Source organism: Vibrio wakamikoensis (genome assembly GCF_050337275.1).
Taxonomy (GTDB): domain Bacteria; phylum Pseudomonadota; class Gammaproteobacteria; order Enterobacterales; family Vibrionaceae; genus Vibrio; species Vibrio chaetopteri.
Map to the genome: position 1 here is coordinate 81,467 of NZ_JAKJST010000029.1, position 19,973 is coordinate 101,439.

Consider the following 19,973-nt stretch of genomic DNA (forward strand, 5'->3'; position numbering starts at 1 on the left):
GCTAGACTTGAGTGCTCTGAAGTATTGTTACCTCAGAGCGCTTTGCGAGGGTAAGGTTACAACTGCTCCTCAATCGGTAAGATACCACTGAACCAAGCGCCCATGCGGCGCCAAATACTGGCGTCTGGCTCAGACGTCAAGGTTTCCCCTGTCGCGTGGTCAAACCATATCAAGTCCCCATCGACCATTTTTAACTCATAAGCGGTCTTTGAGATTTCTTTGCCGATAGCGTCATAGACCTTATTTGCATACTCAGGTTGCTCGATAACAACGCCCATTTCGGTATTAAGATGGGCTGAACGAGGGTCGAGGTTCATTGAACCAACGAACACTTTACGCTTATCAATGACCATCGCTTTGGTATGAAGACTTGAGCGGCTGCTCCCTGTTAAGCTCCAGTTCTTTTTGATTTCAGCATTGGACTTCACTTCCCACAGTTCTACACCGCCTTTGACCAAATCTTCACGATATTTAGCGTACCAACCGTGCACGGCAAAGACATCATTCGACGCCAGTGAGTTAGTAATAATGATGACTTCAAGACCTTGTTCAACGGCATTAATGAGATCTTTGGTGCCTTGCTCGGTTGGCACAAAGTAGGGTGAGATAAATACGAGCGATGTTTTCGAGTCGTCGAGCACAACGCTCAAGCTGTCGATAAGGGTACTTTGCTTACTGTCCGGTTTATTGGGTAAATCATAGAGCAGATCACCGATGCCCCAATACAGTTCGACCGTACCATTGACTAAATCGTTGTAGAGCGGGAGCTTAGCGAAATCATATTGACCACCAGAGAATTTCGCTTCAAGACCGAGCTCGTTGACCCAAGCTTCGACGTCAGCATCGGTATAGCGAAGATCTTGATTTGGTGCAATCCACTCGATTGGCACACTGTAATCACTGTTCCAATAAAGGTCGAACTGGCGATTTACTTGACGCACGGCTTTACCCACCATCATCAAATCTAGATCGGAAAACTCTACGGTAGATTCAATGGAATAGTATTCATTACCAACGTTTCGTCCGCCAATGATGGATACGACACCATCTACAGTCAGCGACTTATTGTGCATTCTGTGGTTTAGTCGCTCAAAGTCACTGAGCATTGCTATGCCGCGCGCAGAGCGAAGGTGATGCGGGTTGAACATGCGCACTTCGATATTGGGGTGGCTACTAAAGCGCAGCAGATCGTTGTCGTCGTATTTTTGCATGTCGTCGAGCAAAAGGCGTACGCGCACGCCACGCTCAGCGGCTTCGAATAGTCGCCACGCGATCAGGTTTCCCGCTTCGTCGTCTCGGAAAATATAGTACTGTACGTCAATGCTGGATTGAGCGGTTTCGATGATCGCCAGCCGAGCGAGTAGCGCATCGTGACCCTTATCCAGAGGGTGAAACCCGGTTTCATCAATCAGAGAATGGGAGGCCACTTCTCTTGCGAAATACAAGTCGAGTTTGGTTGGCTCATCATTGATGATGGTGTATGAAGATTGTTTTTCGTACCGGCTAGGGTCAATGCTGGAAGAGACACATCCGCTCAAAGTGACGATGAGCAAGAGAGCGAAAAAATTTTTGATAGACAAAATGTTGGGCATAGTTAAAGTGCTGGTATTCGATTGAGTTCTAGAAATGCAGCGAGAGTGTAACGGCTCATCATAGAATTTGCACTGGGTCGCTGGCGTTTTTACTGATAAATTTCATAGCAATTAAGTATAGCCTAATTGAAATCGACTAGGTTGCATAACAATTACTTATAACGAATCTTGCTCGTTTTTAGTTGCCGGATATTAGGAGTACTGATGGCAGGTTTAGGCACCAATAAATATACCTTGTTTGGCATTATGGCCATTTTGCTTTGGAGCTGTGTGATTGCGCTAACAAGGGATATTGCCGAGTTATTTGGCCCGATTGGCGGCGCGGCGTTAATGTATAGCGTGAGTACACTAGCTCTGATGTTGGTCATGGGAAGACCAAAGATTGGCGAGTATCGACTTAGCTACGTGTTGCTTGGTGGCGGACTGTTTGTCAGTTATGAGATCTGTCTTGCGCTTGCATTAGGGATGGCAAATGATCGTCAGCAAGCCATGGAAATGGCGGTGATTAACTACCTGTGGCCGGCGCTGACTGTATTGCTCGCAGTGGCGATGAGTGGTCGCCGAGTAAACCTTCTTGTTTACCCTAGTGTGGTGCTGGCATTTGTTGGGGTCGTCTGGTGCATTTCGGGAGATGCTTCTTTATCTATCGAGGGCGTTAAAAACAATGTAGCAACGAACCCGCTGACATATTCCATGGCATTCGCCGCGGCATTTATTTGGGCGCTGTATTGCAACATTACCCCTAAAATGAGCGGTGGAAAAAATGCCATTGTGCTGTTTTTTACGATGACGTCGGTCACGCTGTGGATACAGTATGCGTTGAGTGATGAAAGTCAGATGATGTTTACTTTCTCTTCTGTTTCTACGCTGCTGTTGGCTGGGGTCATTATGGGAGCCGGATATGCGTTATGGAATCAAGCAATCATCGGCGGCAATATGGTGCTTATTGCGACGTTTTCCTACTTTACACCAGTATTTTCAACGGTGTTTTCTTCGTTCTATTTTTCCGTTGCGTTGACTCAATCGTTCTGGAAAGGTGTGGCAATGGTTACTCTTGGGTCTCTGCTGTGTGCTTGGGCAACGAGAGAGCCAAAGTCAGTTGAACAAAAAGTCAACGCCTAGCGCTGTGCACACTCAATGTGAACAAATTAGGCAATCTTTTTTCACTTTACTATCGTAATAGGGACAGGTTTGGTGAAAAAGGCAAAGCGAAATGCGGCGGCGAGCGGGCTTAAAATGGAACGTTTACGGGGTGATACTGGTTTGTCTGGGATTGTTGAACACCCCAATTGCAGCTGCTGCGCCCAGCGGAAAGCATTGGCTAGTAAGTTACAATCAAGATGCCGTGACTTTGTACAAGCGTGAACACCATAGTGGCTTAATCGAAATTCGTGTTCATGCCGATGTATCAACCACGTTTTCGGCATTTTTGAGATTGTTTGAAGACACCATGAATGTGCCGAATTGGCTACACAATGTCGACCAAACTAAGGTGTTGGCTCAACTCTCACCGAATGAAAATGTCGTGTATACCACCTTCGCTGCCCCCTGGCCTGCTAAAAACAGAGACATGGTCACTTACTCGCGGTACTACCAAACTGGAAAGCGATTTGTGCTGGAGATCAGTGATGCTTCGGATTACCTCGCGCCACAACCAGACTATATTCGTATCCATAAGGTGCGGTCTCGTTGGGAACTGACCAAGATAGACGATGGGCAGGTCTTTGTCGTCTACACCGCGTTTGCTGATGTTGGGGGAGCATTGCCAGATTGGTTGGCCAATCAATTAACAATAGAAGGAGCTATAGAAACCTTTAAGGGATTAAAGAGAGAGATTGCCGATTATCAGCATCTCTCCCATCCAAATGTCATAGATTGAGCTTGCGCTTATGAGTTGCTAGCAACACTGGCCTCATCAGCGTTTGAGAGCGATTTGCAAGCCTCGAACAACATCTGTGCTGGTACTTTAATGAAGTAGGCAGAGATCATAATCATCATCGCAGGATCTGCGTAAACACTTAGGTGTGACCACGGTGTGAACTCCATTACCCAAGCAGAAATAAAGCCAGCCATTACCGCTACGCTGAGTAGCGTGTCCATTTGCCACTGTTTTGTTTCCGCTTCGATAAGGTTTGCACACATTAGTTTGTTCTTTGACGCTATGTACCACCATGCGTAAGTACAGCCCATGACGTTAAACAAGCCGAACAATGTCGCGACAGTGGTATCGACTGGACGACCACCGGTAAACATAGAGCTGATAGCGGAGTACAATGACGCCAACACGATCATCAGAATAACGGCACCCTTAATCGCGATCACCCAAGATTCAACTCTTTGACGGCCGTATTTACAAGCCTGACTTTTCGGGTTCTTTAGTTGCTGCGCAGCAGCCAGTGACAATAAAGTTAACAGCAAGCTGACCAGAGAATAAACACCGTCAAAAGCGATGACCAGCGAGCCCATCAACACACCAACCACTAGGCCTGCGACAGCGAAGCCAGTAGCTATAATGGCTGATACTCTCAAGACTGATGATTCGTTGTGTTGCGTTAGCGAAGACATGGGATTTACCTTTTGTTTGAATTAAGGCCATTATTTCGCCGGGGTGATTAACTTTCAAACATTAACTGTATCACTGAGTGAGGGTAGGGGCAGTAAAGGTTAGTAATATTATTTAAAATCAATAGCTTAATCTATGGGTTGTGCTGTCAGGATTAATGACGCCCACTGATGGCACGCACATCTGTTTGTGAGCAACTAGAAGGTAAACAAGTAATCACTGACTTGGTCGGCGAGCCAAGTCATCGCAGGGTGCTCTGACATGCCTGATGAGGTCAACATACAGAAGTCTTCTTGTGTTAGACCGTAGGTATGTTTGATAACAGACAGTGTCTGTTCACGTAGGAGCTGACGGATAAGTGGCTCAGGCAGAACGCCCCAAGCACCTTCGGAAAGGATGGTTTTTAGCATGAATTCAAAGCTTGAAAAACCAATGTACTTCAATGAGAAAGGCAGTAGCTCAGGGTTGTCACGCAAGTTGAGATACGCGAGCGACACTTGCATCTCATCGCGTAATACTTCATCAGAGACACGAGGCAGTTTCGACAACTTGTGGTCGGCTCGGCACACCGACATCATGCGAATTTTTCCAAGAGGCTGGTAGGTGAGTCTTGGGTCATCCTCTCTTTCAAAATCAACACCAAAGGCGAAATCGACCTGTTTCTTTTCAACGATGTCAGCCAAATCACCAGATGAGGCCAGTACTATGTTGAGTGATAGAGCAGGGTAACGCTGGTTAAGTTCCAATGTGAGATCTTGCCAAACTTGGTCTGGCAGGCTGTCATCATGAGCAATGCGCAGTTCGGTGGCAAAGTCGCCAGACACCTGAGCACAGGTTTGTCGAATGCGAGCCGAGGTGACAAGCAGGTTTTCGCAGTCTTTATAAATTGCCTTCCCTGTTTCTGACAACGTCACATTATTGCCTGTACGGACAAAAAGATCGGTGTCGAGGTCTTTCTCTAGTGCTTTGATAGCCATGCTAAGTTTGGTTCGGTTGCAGTCTAGCACTCGCGCCGCCTCGGACACGGAGCCTGCGCTAACCACGGCACAGAAAGCTTCTATTTGAGAAAGATTGATAGACATTGATCGCAAAACGCCAGTAAATCAAGGGAGCAAAAATCATAGCACGTGTGCCAAAGAATACGAAGATAACACTAGGAATTGCTTGGCGTTCTGGTTTAATCTATGCCTAGTCATCAAGGATTAAAATGAAGTGCTTATATTATGTTCAGCACTAGCAAAACAATGGAGTAAACTATGTCTAATGAGTGGGATGAGTACGCCGCGACATGGGAAAATAACGATGCGACGGCGGTCTTTGCTCAGTCATGCTATGACGCGCTTTCAGAAATGACCTCGTTGAAAGGTAAATCAGTTTTAGATTTTGGTTGTGGTACTGGCCTTTTGAGCCAATTAATGTCACCCACGACCAAAGATATTGTCGCGCTGGATGGCTCTGAAGCCATGATTGAAGAGCTAGACAAAAAAGGCTTAGACAACGTAGAGCCAGTCGTGGATCTGTTAACGCGCGGTCTCGTTGCCCAGCACCCTGCGTTTCGTAATCAATTCGATCTTGTCGTTGCGTCTTCTGTTTGTGGGTTCGTTGATAACCTTCAAGATACCGTTAATGTGATCTACACCTTGCTGGATGAGTTCGGCATGTTTGTTCATTGGGACTGGGCGGTCGAAAGTGATGATGCAGGATTTGGTATAACCGAGAAGCGTGCTAAAGAAGTACTCCTCAATGCTGGATTCGAAAAAGTCGATGTGTCTATTGCTTTTGAAATTGAATCCTCGAAAGGCACACAAAAAGTACTGATGGGTGTTGGTCGCAAGTAACGTAAAACTCAATACTAATTATCTGATCTCCGAATAGGTGGTGCCTTTGGTACCACCTTTTTTTGTTATGCTAACAGGCTAGTTTTTGGATAGGTTGATTATGTTTCTAAAATCAAAGCGCTGGATTTGGTCATGTTTCGCGTCCCTATTGCTTATTAGTAGTCACGCTTATTCTGGCGACCGAGAAATGATTGAGCAAGCGAACGCTATTTTAGTAAAAGCAGCGCAAAACATTGATGAGTTCGACTCAGTATCGCATTGGGAATCCGTGAAGAATGTCACTGGCGTTGCCAAAGCCATCGTGATTTTCCCATCGGGAGGCCAGGCGGGGTTTCTATTGGGCGTGCAGTGGGGCAAGGGCATTTTGCTTACCAGAGATGCACACCACTGGAGTGAACCTGTGTTTGTGACCTTCCGCAGTGCGATGTTTGGCCTATTAGCGGGCGCGCAGAAAATTAACGGTGTGGGTGTGATTCTTTCTGATGATGTGGTTGAGCAATTGCAGTCTGGTTCAACCAAAATAGGCGGTACAGCCGACGTGACGATTGGAAATGGTGTCAGCGGTAAAGTAGTCGGTGGTACCAGCGGCATTAGCGCTATGATGGTATCGCAAAACAAAGGACTTTACTTTGGTGGCAGCATTGACACCTTCAACATGACATTAGACGACAAGTTGAACAATGCCTTGTATGGTGACGACTTTTCTGTCGATAAGGTACTCACCAACTACGATCATCAATCAGGCCAAGCGCAGAACCTACGTCGCCGATTGGAAGGGATCGCCTATCGGGCTGTCTACCGCTAGTCATCAAGCGATGAGTTAAATTTGTACTTGTTGTTTTTTCGTGCATTATTGTCTTTATGCAACCGACTTTAATCGCACAGGACACTTGTTTATGAAACATCTGCCTATAAAGCACCAGTCTATGAAATACGCAGTGATGACCTTGGTTCTCACAAGTTTGGCTTTGGTGGGGTGTACGACGACCACCAAACCGGCTGCCCCCCTTAACTTTTCTTATGGTGTTGCTAAAACCGGAGACTTTGGTTTTTTACCCCAGTCAGGGGCGGTGACCTATTCGTGGCGCACTAATTTGCCTGTGGCGAGAGTTTCTGAAGACTTTGACGCCGAACATTACCTTTCTGTAATCAAAGCGCAAATCGATGAAGTGCTGACATCTAAGGGTTATATTGCGGTTCAAGATGGTCAGGCTGCGACGATGCACCTTGACTTTGGTATTGCAACTGAAACGGCAATGGATGATGAGCAAATATTTGCCAGCACCCAAATTAAGACTGGGGTGCAGTTTGATTTGACAGGCCAGAAAAGTGAGAAGGGCAGTTTGTACATCGCAGTGTTTGATTCGGTAGGCGCATTTCCACGGTGGCGAGCCTTAGCTCAGGGGCCGACTGAAAATCGAATCGATAACCCAGAAGAGCGTGAAGAGCTTAAGAATTTAATTGGCGCTATGCTGGACGATTTACCTTCTCGCTAACCTACGACGTTTTTAAATAGCAAAGACCGAAGCGTTAAGCTTCGGCCTTTGCAATGCCGCAATTTGTCAAAATCGCTTTGATTTATTTTGGCATTATGACTGTATCGATGACGTGAATCACACCGTTTTTCGCTTTGACGTCAGTTGCCACGACGGTCGCGTTGTCGACCATCACTTTGCCGTCACTCTTCGTAATCATGATGTCAGAGCCTTGCACTGTCGTTGCTTTATCAAGTCCCATCACATCCGCCGCCATCACTTTTCCTGGCACCACATGGTAGGTCAAAATCGCTACCAGCTTATCTTTGTTCTCTGGTTTTAGCAGAGATTCGACCGTGCCTTCAGGCAGTTTTGCGAAAGCGTCGTCGGTCGGCGCAAACACGGTAAATGGGCCGTCACCTTTCAATGTGTCGACCAGCCCAGCTGCCTGTACTGCTGCCACGAGTGTTGTGAAGGAGCCGTTTTCAGCCGCAACGTCAACAATGTCTTTTTTCATTCCATGATGATCAGCGAGAGCTGAGAAGGATAGAAGTAGCGCTGCCATTGCTGCAAACGAACGTGTTAGTAAAGTCTTCATATCTGTGATCCTTTGTTTGTTTGTATTCGCAGACGTCTGTTACGGTGAGGTATCGCTATCGATCACTGGCAGCAAGTAACAAATTACGTTTACGCCGCCACGTAGAAAAACATCAGAAAGTAAGACCAGGAAGTAGCACGGTTCGTTTTGGCCAGCTGTGCTGGTTCAGCGTTTTGACCATCACTGAAACCGGGGTAGGCTGAGCCAAAGGCTCATTGGGAAGCAGCGAAAGATTAGTGACTCGTTTGTAACCACTTGAGGTGTAGACTTCGTCACGACCAAACAGTATTGAGTAATGAAACGGCTGTTGCTCCATCCACTGGTGGGCTTCTTCGATTAAGGCTTTCGCCAAGCCTTTTTTGCGATAGTCTGGGTGGACACAAACCTCGGCAACACCTGCGATAGGGATTGCTTTTCTCGCAGCAGTAATGGTCTTCTCATGAACGGCCAGGTGGGCAATAACGTGATGGTCATGATCGCCGGTTATGTACCAGCGATGCTGAGGCATTTCGTTGTAAAAGCGTTGGGTTTTAAAACGACTATCACTAGGCTTAGTAAAGCAGCTACTAAGAATGGTGATCAGTCCTTGGTTGAGCTCTTCGGATACGGAGCTATCTTCAATATAGTGTATTTTCATAGTGTTATTGGCTCACTACGCAACGCTCTGTGACGATGCTGTGAGTGCCTTTGTCAGTTCCTTTCGCGATGGTAAGTCGGCTTAAAATGTTATAGCAAGTAGAGCTGCCATTTTGAGTCGTTGATTGGATACTTACCGTACCTGAATTACCACTACTGGAATTTTCCCATGGAATGGTTTGTCCAGCGCTTGGGTCACGGAGGAGGCTTTCTACCGCTTGCTTGTGTAGCTGTTGGTCTTTGTCGGAGAAGCTTTTATCTTCGACTCCGAAGGTTTGTGACGTGAGCGAGTCTACAAGCTGAAACGGCGATGACAATATGCCGCCAATCACACCAGTAACAGCCCCTTTACTGGCTTCACGTCCTGCTTGCTCTGCCTGTTGTACTAAAGATTCTGCCTGGCGAATCACTTCAGGCATCGCGACGCGCAGCGCTTCACTCTCGGCCAGTATGGCAGGGACTTGTTTGTTGGTGGCGGCAATTTGCTGGTTGGTCGCTCTAATCGTCTTATTGGTTTGTTCAACTTGTTCTAGAAGGCTAGGTAAAGAGCTATGCCATTGATTTGATTGCTCAAGAATCGGAGGAATGGCCGCTGTGACAGATTGAACTTCATTGAGAATGACTGGGATTTGACGGTTCATGTCGTCAACTCTTGCGAGTACTTCGGGAATGGCTTGCTGGTATTTCTCACTCTGCTCAAGAATGCTAGGGATGATAGCTTGGATTTTTTGTACTTCTTCGACCACGGGAGTAATGCGCTGCGCCGTTTGGTCGATTTGCTTGATTAGAGTGGGCAGTTCGACCCTGACTTGTTTGGCTTCGAGGGTGAAAATATAGATAGACCAAGCCAAGGCCAAAATAGCAATGGCAAGTAGCACTCTGCTGGCGGCAACGATCTTTTCCATATCACTCCTTGTTTCAAAGCCATCTAATTCAGTACATTGCTTTGAAATTGAAACGTCCAGCACTAACCATAACCAAACTGATTCTCTTAGTAAATGAGATGAGAGCAAACATGATGAGGCGTGCGATGAAAAATGGGAGATTGTGCAAAAAGTCACCAGTTAAACGTATTTACCTAGTAAGTCACTAAAATGTAAAGCCAATTCAGCTAAACTGAAATCAATAAGGGAAAAAAGTAGGAGCTGGTGATGGCGATTCAAAGACTCGAAGCTAACAAGCTATACCATGCCGCAGAACTGAAAAAACTGCCATGCAAGTCGACCAAAGAACTGGATCCGATTGATGAAATTGTCGGTCAAGAGCGTGCTCAAAAAGCGGTTGAGTTCGCAATGTCTATTAAGGAAAAAGGATACAACATCTACGCGATAGGCCAAAACGGCCTGGGTAAGCGTACCATGATACTGCGCTATTTAAGTCGCCATCCTCACGACACTGAAGCACTCTATGATTGGTGCTATGTGGCCAATTTCGCCGATACTCGTACGCCGCAGGTATTAAAGTTGCCGTGTGGTATGGGTGAGAAGCTGAAGAAAGATGTTGAAAAGCTGATTTCGAAACTGGTGAAAGCCATTCCAATGGCTTTTGACAATGAACTCTATTTTGGCCGAGCAGATAAACTCAAAAATGACTTGGCTCGCAAGCAGCAAGTTGAGTTGCAAAAGCTCAGCGAAGAGGCGAAAGAGAAAGACATCAGCCTGACTATTACGCCGCAGGGGGATTACCAATTTGTCGCCCTAAATGGTGAAGATTTACATACTGATGAGAGCTTTTCTGAGCTGCCACCGGAAGAGCAAGAGCGATTTGGTACCACCATTGATGAGCTTGAGGTGAGTCTGCGTGGTATGGCCAGAGAGCTGACCGATTGGGAAGAGACCTTCACTGATAACATTCAAAAGCTTAATGAAGAAGTGACCCTTGGGGTGATCAGTCACCTGATCAAAAAGCTGAAAAAAGAATACAACGGTTACACAGAAATTAAAAAGTACTTTAGCGCCCTTCAGCAGGATATTTGTGAGAACGTTGATATCTTCCTTGAAGAAGGGAATGAGCAGGGAGAAATTGCTACGGCTTCTCTTGATAAAAAATTCCCGCGACGTTACAAAGTGAACTTGATTGTGAAGCAGTCTTGCAGTGATTTTCCAATCATTGTTGAGGAAAACCCAAACTATCACTCTCTATTTGGTTACATTGAGACCGCGACCTACAAAGGCACAGTCTTCACCGACTTTTCTTTAATCCGTTCAGGTAGTTTGCATCGAGCGAACGGTGGCGTGCTGCTGATGGATGCAATTAAGGTGTTAGAGCAGCCATATGTTTGGGATGGTCTAAAACGGGCGCTGCGTGCACGTCAGCTAAGCTTTACCTCTCTTGAAAAAGAGGTGACGCTGACCGGGACGGTATCACTCGATCCACAGCCTATTCCATTGAATGTGAAAATAATTTTGTTTGGTGATTACCGTACCTATCAACTACTGCAACATTACGATTCAGAGTTTAGTGAGCTGTTCAAAGTCACAGCTGATTTTGAAGATGAAATGCCGCGAACAGCGGACTCCGAGCTGCATTATGCGCGTTTTATTTCCAGTATCGTTCATGATAACAACATGTTGCATTGTGACCGCAAAGCCATTGCTCGTATCATTGAGCACAGCTCGCGTCTATCAGGTGATCAAAACAAACTGTCGCTTCACTCTGCGCACATTGCCAATTTGCTGCGAGAGTCGAACTATGTGGCGCGGAATGCAAAGTCTAATTTGATCCGTATGGGGCATGTCGACCAAGCATTGGAATACCAGCAGATGCGAGTCAATCGATTGCAAGATAACGTGATGGAAGGTTTCATTAATGGTACGACGTTAATCCACACTCAAGGCTCAGCGATTGGTCAAGTGAATGCACTTTCGGTGTTAACGACCAGCGATCATATGTTTGGAGCGCCAAACCGAATTACTGCCACCACGTCCTACGGCGACGGTGATGTGATTGATATTGAGCGTAGTGTCGATCTTGGCGGCAGCATTCACTCTAAAGGCGTCATGATACTCACCGCCTACTTGTCCTCTGTGTTTGGAAAAACTGCCAAAGTACCACTCACAACCACGATCACTTTTGAGCAGTCTTACGGTGGCGTGGACGGTGACAGTGCCAGTATGGCGGAATTCTGCGCTGTGGTTTCTGCTTTTTCGGGTCAACCAAATCGACAAGACATAGCCATTACAGGTTCAATGAACCAGTTTGGTGAGTCGCAGCCAATTGGCGGTGTAAATGAGAAGATTGAAGGCTTCTTCGATGTTTGCACGATCAAGGGTCGTAACTCCGAGCAAGGGGTAATCATTCCACGCTCTAACGCTCATAACTTGATGCTACGTGCTGACATCGTTAAGGCTGTCGATAAAGGTGAGTTCCATATTTGGGCAATCGATCATGTGACCGAAGCGATCGAGCTCTTCACTGGCAAAGAGGCGGGTACCGCTTCGCTAGAGGGCAGTTACCCCATCGACACCATATTTGGTATCGCTCAAGCAAGACTCAACGCATTGCGTAAGTAACTAAAAAGCCAAGCGAATGCTTGGCTTTTTAACGATTCCACTTTTTAAGCAGCTTAGGTGCTAACTGTTAGGCGCGAAGTTTGAGTTTTGTGCCATCAAACTTAAGGTGGGAGAGCAGCTCTTTGGCATTCGCCTCACCTTTTTCATCAAATTTGATACCGTAAGCGGTGTAATGACTGGATTTTTGTTGGTTGCAGATAAGTCCAGATAGTGGCGGGAAGTATCGCCCTTTTTGCGTGCCTGCTGCAACGTTTAACGCCACTTCTTGGCCTACCACTAAGCTTTTGCCAAGGGCTGGCAGAATAAACCGACAGCCGCTTTTTGACATATCTCTTAGCTCACAGCGCGTTTGACTGTGCCCAGTGCTTAGCATCGCCTCAAGGTTTACTTCATACCTTGGTTCTTTCCTAAGGTTGGTCACTTGCATCGACTGCGGGATAGACAGAATAAGAATCGGCAAGGGCTCTTCAACTATATTAAGTAGCTGTGCGCGGAATTGAACAATTCCTCCTTCGCCACGCTGAGAAATCGCTCTTACTGTTAGCCAAAACCCCTCTTGAAAGAAGTACTTGAGATCACTTTCATCGATCTTAGGCGTTTCCAGCAAAATACGATGCTCAGAATGAGCACCAATAAATTGGGTCGCACAGCGAAAAGAAGTGCCGACAGGTGTATTAACCGTCAATGTCACGTCGCCACCATGCTCGATCATAGCGAGAGCATCGGTGCTGTTCAGTGTTTGCGTCGTGCGTGATGGAGGATTGGATTTTTGTTGTTGCGTCACTGCCTGATAATTCCTGACGTTTTCTTACCTACACTCAAACCTTTATCTCGGATATTTTATATGAATTGCTTTGAGTCACACGTGTTGTATTTTTGAACCGTGTTCACAAAATTCTAGGGTTTCGCTCATTAAAGTGCAATCAAAAACAAGAATTCAGGAGTCAAAATATTGACTTAGATGTCAATATTGAGTTCAACCGCACAACTTTTGTTTTTGCCAAAGAGGGTACTCACAAAAGAAGGCCACAAATCCTAGCATTTATAAAATGGCTAACCAGGGAGGATTTTAGATTGATAGGTAGGGTGTTTTGTCATTGCTGTTGATTATATGTACAGTTCTATATATCATGCCTTCAGATCAATAATGAGGTCGAAATGAACAAAAGTATCAAAAATGAGCTAGGGAAGTTGCTCGTAAATCAAGAAGCATTACTGGACGTGCTGGCAAAAAGTCACTCCTCGCTGAATGACTACCCTGAGCTCCAAGATTATTTGGCGCGCAAAAATCCAAATGTGGTTAACTACAACCGAGCACTTCGCGAGGGGCAGTTTACCAAGCAAGAGTTCCTTGATGAAATCGGCGAGCGCCTCAATTGGCTTGCCTATGAGTTGCAACCACATATCGATATGGATTTCTTAACTGAGCGAGTTGCGTCGCTTGTCGGTGGTGACATTGAGAAAATTAAAGCCCTGACCATCGAAGAAATCGGCGCTGACTTGTTATCAAAGTTGGTGAACTTATATGGCGGTGCTCTTTATTCTATCCAACAATCCAAACCAAGCTATCCATTTCTCGCAACCAAAGGGCAGGTGGATCATGCGTTTTGGAAGCAGTCCCACCTTGCCTATGATGCTTGGAGTGACGGCTACCAAAGTCACTATAAATTGACAAACTACTGCCAGGATAAGTTTGATTGTAAGGCGCCACAAAGTTCTGTTCGATTCTTTCGCCAGTTTGGTGACCCTCGTGATATCCAAGAGTGGCGTGAATACGCTGGCTTCGATGACAATTGAGGCCTGGTATTCACATTCTATTGTTGAGTGCAAGGGATATGCGCTTACCCCCTGGTTGAGACCTTCCGTTACCCCCCTTTAAATGTCACTCGCCATTGAGATGGTGAGGCATTAAAACTGCGCGAGAAGTGCTTACGAAACACACTCTCGGAGCCAAAACCCGATAACTCAGCAACGGTAGCGATGCCGTAATCAGTTGACTCTAATAGCTGTTGGCTAAGTGCCAATCTCCGATTAAGGAGCCATTCTCCAAAAGTGCAGCCATAAGCGGCTTTAAACTGGCGGGTAAAAGTGCGACGACTCATTGCACAGCGCTCTGCAATGCCATCAAGATCATAACTTTGGGTTAGATTTCTTTCTACGTCACTGATGACATGTCCAAAGCTGGTGACTTTGTCAGGCTGCTTAGCGATTGGATTAGGAATGTACTGCTGCTGACCACCGCTTCGAAACGGTGCCGCTACCATTATCCGAGCAAGTTGTGTCGCGACTTCGCTGCCACAAAGAGTGCGTACAATGTGCAAACAGCAATCGAGCGAGGCGGCGGTGCCCGCAGAAGTGATGATATTGTCTTGTTCGATAAATAGCGGGTCGCAATCGATAATGACATTAGGAAATCTCTCGATGAACTCCTTCTGGTATCCCCAATGGGTAGTTGCCCGTCGACCGTCCAACAACCCCGATTTAGCCAATACGTAGGCACCAAGGCACAGACCAACCACCATAGCTCCCCTTTTATGAGCGGCCTTTAATTTCGAGATGAGCGTATGGCTAGGTTCGGGTAGATGATTTGGCCAACCTGGGATCACTATAATGTCTGCTAGCTCTAAGTTATCTAGCCCCGCGTTTACCGAGGCTTGAAATCCACTACTAAGAGTTATTTGCTCACTCTCTTCGCTACAAATGGTTAATTCAAACGCAGCCTGTTGGCCAAGAAACACATCTTGAAAAACAAGACACGGGACGGAGAGATGAAAAGCACTAATATCATTGAGCGCAACTAGCGCGATTTTATAGGGCTGCATAGAACTAAACCGTAAATAGAAGTAAACCTTAATGATGAATTGGTTGGCCTGATTTGAGCGATAGTTGGCACTAGGGACAGTATTGCACAGTTCTCAACAGCTGCATAATGGACTCATCTTGAGAATCGGAGGTTACTATGAAAATTCATCATCTAAGAAGCGCGACATTTGTTATTGAATCGGGCGATCACTTTATTCTTATCGACCCTATGTTGGGTAGCAAAGGGTCCATGCCTCCGTTTTCTGTGTTTCGATTCAAAGCGGAAAAAAATCCAACGGTAAATCTACCCGCGAATGCTGATGAGCTACTTGCTAAAGTGACTCATGCACTCGTGACGCACAGTCAAACCTTTGGCTTTAAGCCTCTTCAACATGGCGATCACCTAGATCCTGCTGGTGAAGCTTTTTTGATTGAAAACCGGATTCCAGTTACCACACCAAGCAAAGACAAGGCGTACCTGGAAAAGTATGGCATGACTGTCGAAAATGGTTTGGAACCGTGGCAACCGACCCCATTTTTGGGCGGACAAATTACTGCGGTACCTGCGCAGCATGGACATGGTTGGATTCATAAAGTGATGGCCAACGGTTGTGGTTTCTATATTGAGTTACCTAACGAACCAAGCATCTACATTAGTGGCGATACGGTGCTAACAAACGACGTCAATAAGGCACTCACTGAGCTTAAGCCAGACATTACTGTTGTTGCAGCGGGTCAAGCACAGATGGACGTTGGTCAGCCACTCCTTATGCCAACAGATGAGGTCATTGAATTTATTAAGCGTTCACCAGGCAAAGTTATCGCTAACCATTTGGAAGCGTTGAATCACTGCCCGGTGGATAGAACAACGCTGAAGCGAACGTTGAACGCTCATGGCTTAGTTGACAAAGTATCGGTTCCAGAGGATGGTGAAACATTCGAATTTTAAGAGCTATATAGCGGGGCTGAGCGTGCTAGAGCATCAATATGAATGGCAGGAGGTTGAAAATGGTCGCCTGCTTTACATTGAAACACTGTTTGACCATGACTCTGCTGAGGCGGTGTTCCATGAGTTACAAAGCGCGCTAAATTGGCGACAAGATAACATTCGCTTGTTTGGAAAAGTGCACCCGATCCCGAGACTTCAAGCTTGGTATGGGGATGTCAGTTATCGCTATTCTAATTTAGAGTTAGAGGCTCAGACCTGGTATCCCAAACTCGCTGAGCTAAAGGCGCTGTGTGAACAATACGCGCAACATAGGTTTAATACGGTACTCGCCAATTTGTATCGTGACGGCCAGGATTCAAATGGTTGGCATAGTGACAATGAGCCCGAGCTTGGCACCAATCCAGTGATTGCCTCACTTAGCTTTGGTGGTGAGCGGCGATTTTTGCTCAAACACAAGTCGACCGGTGAGAAATTGGAGTTCAATCTAGCATCCGGATCACTACTGATAATGGCTGGAGAAACTCAGCATTATTGGCAACATACCATTCCGAAGACTAAGCGACCTGTGGCGCCAAGGATAAATTTAACTTTTCGAAAAGTTCTGGTTCCTTAAAACAACAAAAGCTCCCCGTAGGGAGCTTTTGATTAGCTAAATCAGAGTTTGATTATGCTTTTGCAGATGCCGCTTTCTTTGTATTTTTAGCGTAGCTAGGCGTTCTTGCTACAGCACGCTTAGTTGCTGGCTTCTTCGCAGCTGGCTTTTTCTTCTTTTGCTTTAGACGCTCAGGAAGAATTTGAGTTGCGAACACATCTTCAACGGTTTCAGCACGCTTGATTAGTTCAGCTTCACCGTCTTTAACTAGCACAGTTGCAGGACGTGGTAGAGAGTTGAACTGGCTCGCTTGAGACTCTGCGTAGTGACCCACATCCATGATAGCTAGAACGTCTTTTGGCTCTAGAGCTGGCATACGTGCACCGCTTTCCCAGATTGATGGGATACAGATTGGACCTGCGATTTCAGTTGTCTTCTCAACAAGTGGTTGGTTCATCTTGCTTGCTGGTAGAACAGGGTTCTTAGACTCTTGAGACTCAACTAGCGTCGCTAGGTAAGTTGATGCGTCAACCATTGTGTAGGTGTAGTCCATCTCTTGGTCATCTTTCACTACGTATACTGACGTTAGTAGTGTACCGATGTTACCAGCGATGTAACGACCAGGTTCTAGCCATAGTTGTGGGATCTCGAAGCCTTCTTTGTTGAATTCTTCTAGCATGCCTGCACACACTACTTTCGCGTAATCTTCGATAGTGTTCGGGTTCATCATGTGCTCAGCGCTACGACACTCTGGCTCACGCTCACGTGGCCAACCGCCGCCAAGGTCGATTTGGAATGGTTGAACGCCACACTCGCGAGAGATTTCGATAACGTTGCGTGCATACTCACGGTATAGCGCATCCCAACCTTCAGGTTGCTTAGAGAAGCGGCCTAGGTGAGTGTGGAAGCCGTAGAATTCGAACACATCGATTTCTTTCACGCGGTTGATGATCTTCTTCGCTTCTTCTTTTAGCAGACCGAATTTGATCCACTTCATCGCGCCGATGAAGTTAGGGAATGGGTATGCATCTGGTTCGAAGTCGTTGAAGAAATCTTCTGGGATAACTTTCAGACGTACAGCGATGCGTACTTTTTCTTTTGGCTTCACTTCGCGAGCGATACGCTCAACAATCTCGATCTCTTCGTACGAGTCTAGGTGGACTGCGTAGCCGTACTCAATCGCTTTGCGGATAGCAAGCTCAGGCTTAACAGTACCGTTTAGTGCGATAGTCTTTGGATCCGCACCTGCGATGTAAGTTGCTTCAACTTCACCAGGACCGAAACAGTCACCACCCACGCCTTCTTCGTGACAGATAGCACGAACAGCAAAGTTAGTGTTTGATTTGATTGCAAACATCACGTTCACAGGCTTTGGCCAGTTTGAACCGAATGCTGCTTTAACGCGACGTAGGTTTCCACGTAGTGTGTCTTCGCTAAGAACGAATAGCGGGCTACCGTATTGCTCAACCAAGTCAGAAGCTTTACAGCCGCCGATGTATAGGTCGTCGCCTTTTGTTGTTAGCTCGTCAGTTGGCGTTAGGATGTTTTGTAGACGCTCAGCGTAGTTCTGGTTTGCTTTGTGTTCAGCAAGAAGACGCTGTTGCTCTTCTAATACAGAACTTAGTTGCTTTACTGAGTCTTCTAAACGCGCTTGATATTTCATATTCGTTCCTCACGAAATCGTTGAAAAGGTATGAACTGATTTGTTGGTACCTAGTGTATTCGGCGGTGGAAAAAACAACACGTCACCCAGAGTCAAAAAAACTTACACTGGCGTCTAATGTATTGCTGGCTATTGATTTTGCTGCTGAATGAAACGTTAACATTAGATTGCCGTGCTAGGTAAGTTACTTTGGGGTTACAGATACACTCCAGTATCAAGTAAGTAGCGAGATTTGTCGGTGCTACGCAAGCTCATACGTGGTTTTGTGAGCTTGGTTAACATTTTGTGAGTAAATGAATTGTGTTTACAACAAGTCAAGTAACGTCGTGGGTAAAAAGTGTCCTTTTTGCTTCTGTTCGTTCAAATATATTGACTCTCAGTGACGTTACAACTTGAAGCTGGGTGGCTAATTTATAGTCATTCAATAACGGCAAGCCAAATCACTCCGTTCCGTGATAGAGCAAACATAATCCATCGTTATTAAACAGTAAGCACAACAAGAGTTCCGTCTTTATAAAGCCTGTCTCTATAAAAATAGTTATACAGACCATTCATTCTTCACGAGGTAATCATTATGTCTTTTGATATCAATAAAGCTAAAGGTGTATTCGCAACAGTGGACGCTGCGATTGAAGCAACTCATAAAGCGCAAGTTGAGTTCTACGCAACGTCTACAAAAGAAGGCCGCGAAGCTATCCTTACTGCTATTCGTGGTGCAGTTCTAGCTAAAGCTGAAGACTTTGCGAAAATGGTTCGTGAAGAAACGAAGCTAGGTCGTGTAGAAGACAAAATTGCTAAGCACCAGCTAACGGCTGCTAAGACGCCTGGTACTGAAGTTCTAGAAACGAAAGTATGGTCTGGTGATAACGGTATCTCTCTAGAAGAGCGCGCACCTTACGGTGTTATCGGTGCGGTTACGCCTGTCACTAACCCAACTGAAACTATCGTTAACAACGCTATCTCTATGCTAGCGTCTGGTAACGCGGTAACGTTCAACGTTCACCCATCTTCAAAAGTAGTGTCTGCGGTAATGATCGACATGATCAACAAAACTATCGTTGAAGCAGGCGGTCCTGAAAACCTAGTCACTATGGTTAAAGAGCCTACTCTAGAAACGCTTAATGAAATCGCTAAGTCTCCACTTATCAACATGCTTGTTGGTACGGGTGGCCCAGGTCTAGTGAAAGCAATCCTACAATCTGGTAAGAAAGGTGTAGGCGCTGGCGCTGGTAACCCACCTGTCATCGTTGACGCTTCTGCTAACCTAGACCTAGCTGCGGCTGGCGTTTACGGCGGTGCATCTTTCGATAACAACCTACTATGTATCGGTGAGAAAGAAGTATTCGTTGAAGATGCAGTCGCTGACGAGTTCCTAGCTAAGCTTGAAGCAACGGGCGCTTACGTTCTTTCTGCAGTAGAGGCTGAGAAGCTAACTGCACAAATCCTAACTATGGATGAAATCGATGGTGCTAAGCCATGTACTGCGCAAGAAATTGCTCGCGTATGGCACCCAGTTAAACAACACGTTGGTCAAGACGCAGGTGAAATCCTTAAGTCTATCGGTGTTGAATCAGAGACTCGTCTAGCGGTTATGGTTGTTGAGAACGATCACCCACTAGTACACGTAGAGCAAATGATGCCAGTACTTCCAGTTGTTCGTTGTGCGAACATCGACGAAGCTATCGAGCGCGCAGTAGCTGCTGAACGTGGTAACAAGCACTCTGCATGTATCTACTCTGGTAACATCGAGAAC

General features: G+C 46.1%; 19 protein-coding genes. 10 read left to right on the forward strand and 9 right to left on the reverse strand.

Going from position 1 to position 19,973, the window contains the following annotated elements:
- Window positions 1–56: 56 nt before the first annotated feature.
- The gene (locus L4C42_RS17630) at window positions 57–1,592 is read right to left on the reverse strand and encodes a phospholipase D family protein (protein WP_418642565.1); all 1,536 of its coding nucleotides are present in this window, start codon (window positions 1,590–1,592) and stop codon (window positions 57–59) included.
- 204 nt (window positions 1,593–1,796) lie between these two features.
- On the opposite strand from L4C42_RS17630, the gene yddG reads away from it, so the two are divergent.
- Together yddG and L4C42_RS17640 are read left to right on the forward strand one after the other, a co-directional pair.
- Window positions 1,797–2,714 (forward strand): aromatic amino acid DMT transporter YddG, encoded by a 918-nt coding sequence (gene yddG, locus L4C42_RS17635; RefSeq protein WP_353498858.1) that lies wholly within the window; start codon window positions 1,797–1,799, stop codon window positions 2,712–2,714.
- Between the two features lie 151 nt (window positions 2,715–2,865).
- Window positions 2,866–3,471 carry an START domain-containing protein gene (locus tag L4C42_RS17640; protein ID WP_429761486.1) on the forward strand — a complete coding sequence of 202 codons (606 nt, stop codon included), beginning with the start codon at window positions 2,866–2,868 and terminating at the stop codon, window positions 3,469–3,471.
- An 8-nt stretch (window positions 3,472–3,479) separates the two neighbouring features.
- Here L4C42_RS17640 and L4C42_RS17645 read toward each other — a convergent pair whose 3' ends face one another.
- Complete coding sequence (locus tag L4C42_RS17645) at window positions 3,480–4,157, reverse strand: cation efflux transmembrane domain-containing protein (RefSeq protein ID WP_418642563.1); 678 nt, start codon at window positions 4,155–4,157, stop codon at window positions 3,480–3,482.
- A 195-nt stretch (window positions 4,158–4,352) separates the two neighbouring features.
- Window positions 4,353–5,231 carry a LysR family transcriptional regulator gene (locus tag L4C42_RS17650; protein WP_042502669.1) on the reverse strand — a complete coding sequence of 293 codons (879 nt, stop codon included), beginning with the start codon at window positions 5,229–5,231 and terminating at the stop codon, window positions 4,353–4,355.
- 180 nt (window positions 5,232–5,411) lie between these two features.
- On the opposite strand from L4C42_RS17650, the gene L4C42_RS17655 reads away from it, so the two are divergent.
- The 3 genes from L4C42_RS17655 (at window position 5,412) to L4C42_RS17665 (ending at window position 7,489) form a co-directional block, all read left to right on the forward strand.
- On the forward strand, window positions 5,412–5,993 hold the full coding sequence (locus tag L4C42_RS17655) for a class I SAM-dependent DNA methyltransferase (protein WP_353498860.1): 582 nt from the start codon (window positions 5,412–5,414) through the stop codon (window positions 5,991–5,993).
- 100 nt (window positions 5,994–6,093) lie between these two features.
- Window positions 6,094–6,798, forward strand: a complete 705-nt coding sequence (locus tag L4C42_RS17660) for a lipid-binding SYLF domain-containing protein (protein ID WP_353498861.1) — start codon at window positions 6,094–6,096, stop codon at window positions 6,796–6,798.
- 91 nt (window positions 6,799–6,889) lie between these two features.
- The gene (locus L4C42_RS17665; RefSeq protein ID WP_353498862.1) at window positions 6,890–7,489 is read left to right on the forward strand and encodes a DUF4136 domain-containing protein; all 600 of its coding nucleotides are present in this window, start codon (window positions 6,890–6,892) and stop codon (window positions 7,487–7,489) included.
- Window positions 7,490–7,571: 82 nt separating this feature from the next.
- Here L4C42_RS17665 and L4C42_RS17670 read toward each other — a convergent pair whose 3' ends face one another.
- The 3 genes from L4C42_RS17670 to L4C42_RS17680 all read right to left on the reverse strand — a co-directional run bounded on the left by L4C42_RS17670 (window position 7,572) and on the right by L4C42_RS17680 (window position 9,607).
- Window positions 7,572–8,033 (reverse strand): fasciclin domain-containing protein, encoded by a 462-nt coding sequence (locus L4C42_RS17670; protein WP_353500176.1) that lies wholly within the window; start codon window positions 8,031–8,033, stop codon window positions 7,572–7,574.
- Between the two features lie 145 nt (window positions 8,034–8,178).
- Entirely contained in the window at window positions 8,179–8,703 is a 525-nt protein-coding gene (locus tag L4C42_RS17675; protein WP_429761489.1) for a GNAT family N-acetyltransferase, read from the reverse strand.
- A gap of 4 nt (window positions 8,704–8,707) precedes the next feature.
- A complete protein-coding gene (locus tag L4C42_RS17680) occupies window positions 8,708–9,607 on the reverse strand; it encodes a hypothetical protein (RefSeq protein ID WP_353498864.1) in 900 nt (299 codons plus the stop codon).
- A 246-nt stretch (window positions 9,608–9,853) separates the two neighbouring features.
- Between L4C42_RS17680 and L4C42_RS17685 the strand changes: the two genes are divergently transcribed.
- Window positions 9,854–12,214, forward strand: coding sequence for a Lon protease family protein (locus L4C42_RS17685; RefSeq protein ID WP_353498865.1), 2,361 nt, complete (start codon window positions 9,854–9,856; stop codon window positions 12,212–12,214).
- 67 nt (window positions 12,215–12,281) lie between these two features.
- On the opposite strand, the gene L4C42_RS17690 is transcribed toward L4C42_RS17685, so the two are convergent.
- Window positions 12,282–12,926: a PilZ domain-containing protein gene (locus L4C42_RS17690; protein WP_429761502.1), complete on the reverse strand. Its 645-nt coding sequence runs from the start codon at window positions 12,924–12,926 to the stop codon at window positions 12,282–12,284.
- Between the two features lie 446 nt (window positions 12,927–13,372).
- Between L4C42_RS17690 and L4C42_RS17695 the strand changes: the two genes are divergently transcribed.
- Window positions 13,373–14,011: a hypothetical protein gene (locus tag L4C42_RS17695; RefSeq protein WP_429761492.1), complete on the forward strand. Its 639-nt coding sequence runs from the start codon at window positions 13,373–13,375 to the stop codon at window positions 14,009–14,011.
- Window positions 14,012–14,079: 68 nt separating this feature from the next.
- On the opposite strand, the gene L4C42_RS17700 is transcribed toward L4C42_RS17695, so the two are convergent.
- Window positions 14,080–15,036, reverse strand: a complete 957-nt coding sequence (locus L4C42_RS17700) for a GlxA family transcriptional regulator (protein ID WP_353498868.1) — start codon at window positions 15,034–15,036, stop codon at window positions 14,080–14,082.
- 137 nt (window positions 15,037–15,173) lie between these two features.
- Here L4C42_RS17700 and L4C42_RS17705 point away from each other — a divergent pair, with 137 nt between their 5' ends.
- On the forward strand, window positions 15,174–15,965 hold the full coding sequence (locus tag L4C42_RS17705) for an MBL fold metallo-hydrolase (RefSeq protein WP_418642560.1): 792 nt from the start codon (window positions 15,174–15,176) through the stop codon (window positions 15,963–15,965).
- 16 nt (window positions 15,966–15,981) lie between these two features.
- On the forward strand, window positions 15,982–16,578 hold the full coding sequence (locus L4C42_RS17710; RefSeq protein ID WP_418643013.1) for an alpha-ketoglutarate-dependent dioxygenase AlkB family protein: 597 nt from the start codon (window positions 15,982–15,984) through the stop codon (window positions 16,576–16,578).
- Window positions 16,579–16,630: 52 nt separating this feature from the next.
- Here the strand turns inward: L4C42_RS17710 and L4C42_RS17715 are convergent, their stop codons facing one another.
- The gene (locus tag L4C42_RS17715) at window positions 16,631–18,220 is read right to left on the reverse strand and encodes a diaminopimelate decarboxylase family protein (protein ID WP_429761495.1); all 1,590 of its coding nucleotides are present in this window, start codon (window positions 18,218–18,220) and stop codon (window positions 16,631–16,633) included.
- A gap of 574 nt (window positions 18,221–18,794) precedes the next feature.
- On the opposite strand from L4C42_RS17715, the gene L4C42_RS17720 reads away from it, so the two are divergent.
- The coding region (locus L4C42_RS17720; RefSeq protein WP_429761497.1) for an aldehyde dehydrogenase at window positions 18,795–19,973 on the forward strand (1,179 nt) is incomplete at its 3' end.

Coding starts and splice junctions, on each gene's coding strand:
- L4C42_RS17630 (WP_418642565.1), bottom strand. CDS start 1,592: ATGCCCAACATTTTGTCTATCAAAAATTTTTTCGCTCTCTTGCTCATC.
- yddG (WP_353498858.1), top strand. CDS start 1,797: ATGGCAGGTTTAGGCACCAATAAATATACCTTGTTTGGCATTATGGCC.
- L4C42_RS17645 (WP_418642563.1), bottom strand. CDS start 4,157: ATGTCTTCGCTAACGCAACACAACGAATCATCAGTCTTGAGAGTATCA.
- L4C42_RS17655 (WP_353498860.1), top strand. CDS start 5,412: ATGTCTAATGAGTGGGATGAGTACGCCGCGACATGGGAAAATAACGAT.
- L4C42_RS17660 (WP_353498861.1), top strand. CDS start 6,094: ATGTTTCTAAAATCAAAGCGCTGGATTTGGTCATGTTTCGCGTCCCTA.
- L4C42_RS17665 (WP_353498862.1), top strand. CDS start 6,890: ATGAAACATCTGCCTATAAAGCACCAGTCTATGAAATACGCAGTGATG.
- L4C42_RS17670 (WP_353500176.1), bottom strand. CDS start 8,033: ATGGCAGCGCTACTTCTATCCTTCTCAGCTCTCGCTGATCATCATGGA.
- L4C42_RS17675 (WP_429761489.1), bottom strand. CDS start 8,703: ATGAAAATACACTATATTGAAGATAGCTCCGTATCCGAAGAGCTCAAC.
- L4C42_RS17680 (WP_353498864.1), bottom strand. CDS start 9,607: ATGGAAAAGATCGTTGCCGCCAGCAGAGTGCTACTTGCCATTGCTATT.
- L4C42_RS17685 (WP_353498865.1), top strand. CDS start 9,854: ATGGCGATTCAAAGACTCGAAGCTAACAAGCTATACCATGCCGCAGAA.
- L4C42_RS17690 (WP_429761502.1), bottom strand. CDS start 12,926: ATGATCGAGCATGGTGGCGACGTGACATTGACGGTTAATACACCTGTC.
- L4C42_RS17695 (WP_429761492.1), top strand. CDS start 13,373: ATGAACAAAAGTATCAAAAATGAGCTAGGGAAGTTGCTCGTAAATCAA.
- L4C42_RS17700 (WP_353498868.1), bottom strand. CDS start 15,036: ATGCAGCCCTATAAAATCGCGCTAGTTGCGCTCAATGATATTAGTGCT.
- L4C42_RS17705 (WP_418642560.1), top strand. CDS start 15,174: ATGAAAATTCATCATCTAAGAAGCGCGACATTTGTTATTGAATCGGGC.
- L4C42_RS17715 (WP_429761495.1), bottom strand. CDS start 18,220: ATGAAATATCAAGCGCGTTTAGAAGACTCAGTAAAGCAACTAAGTTCT.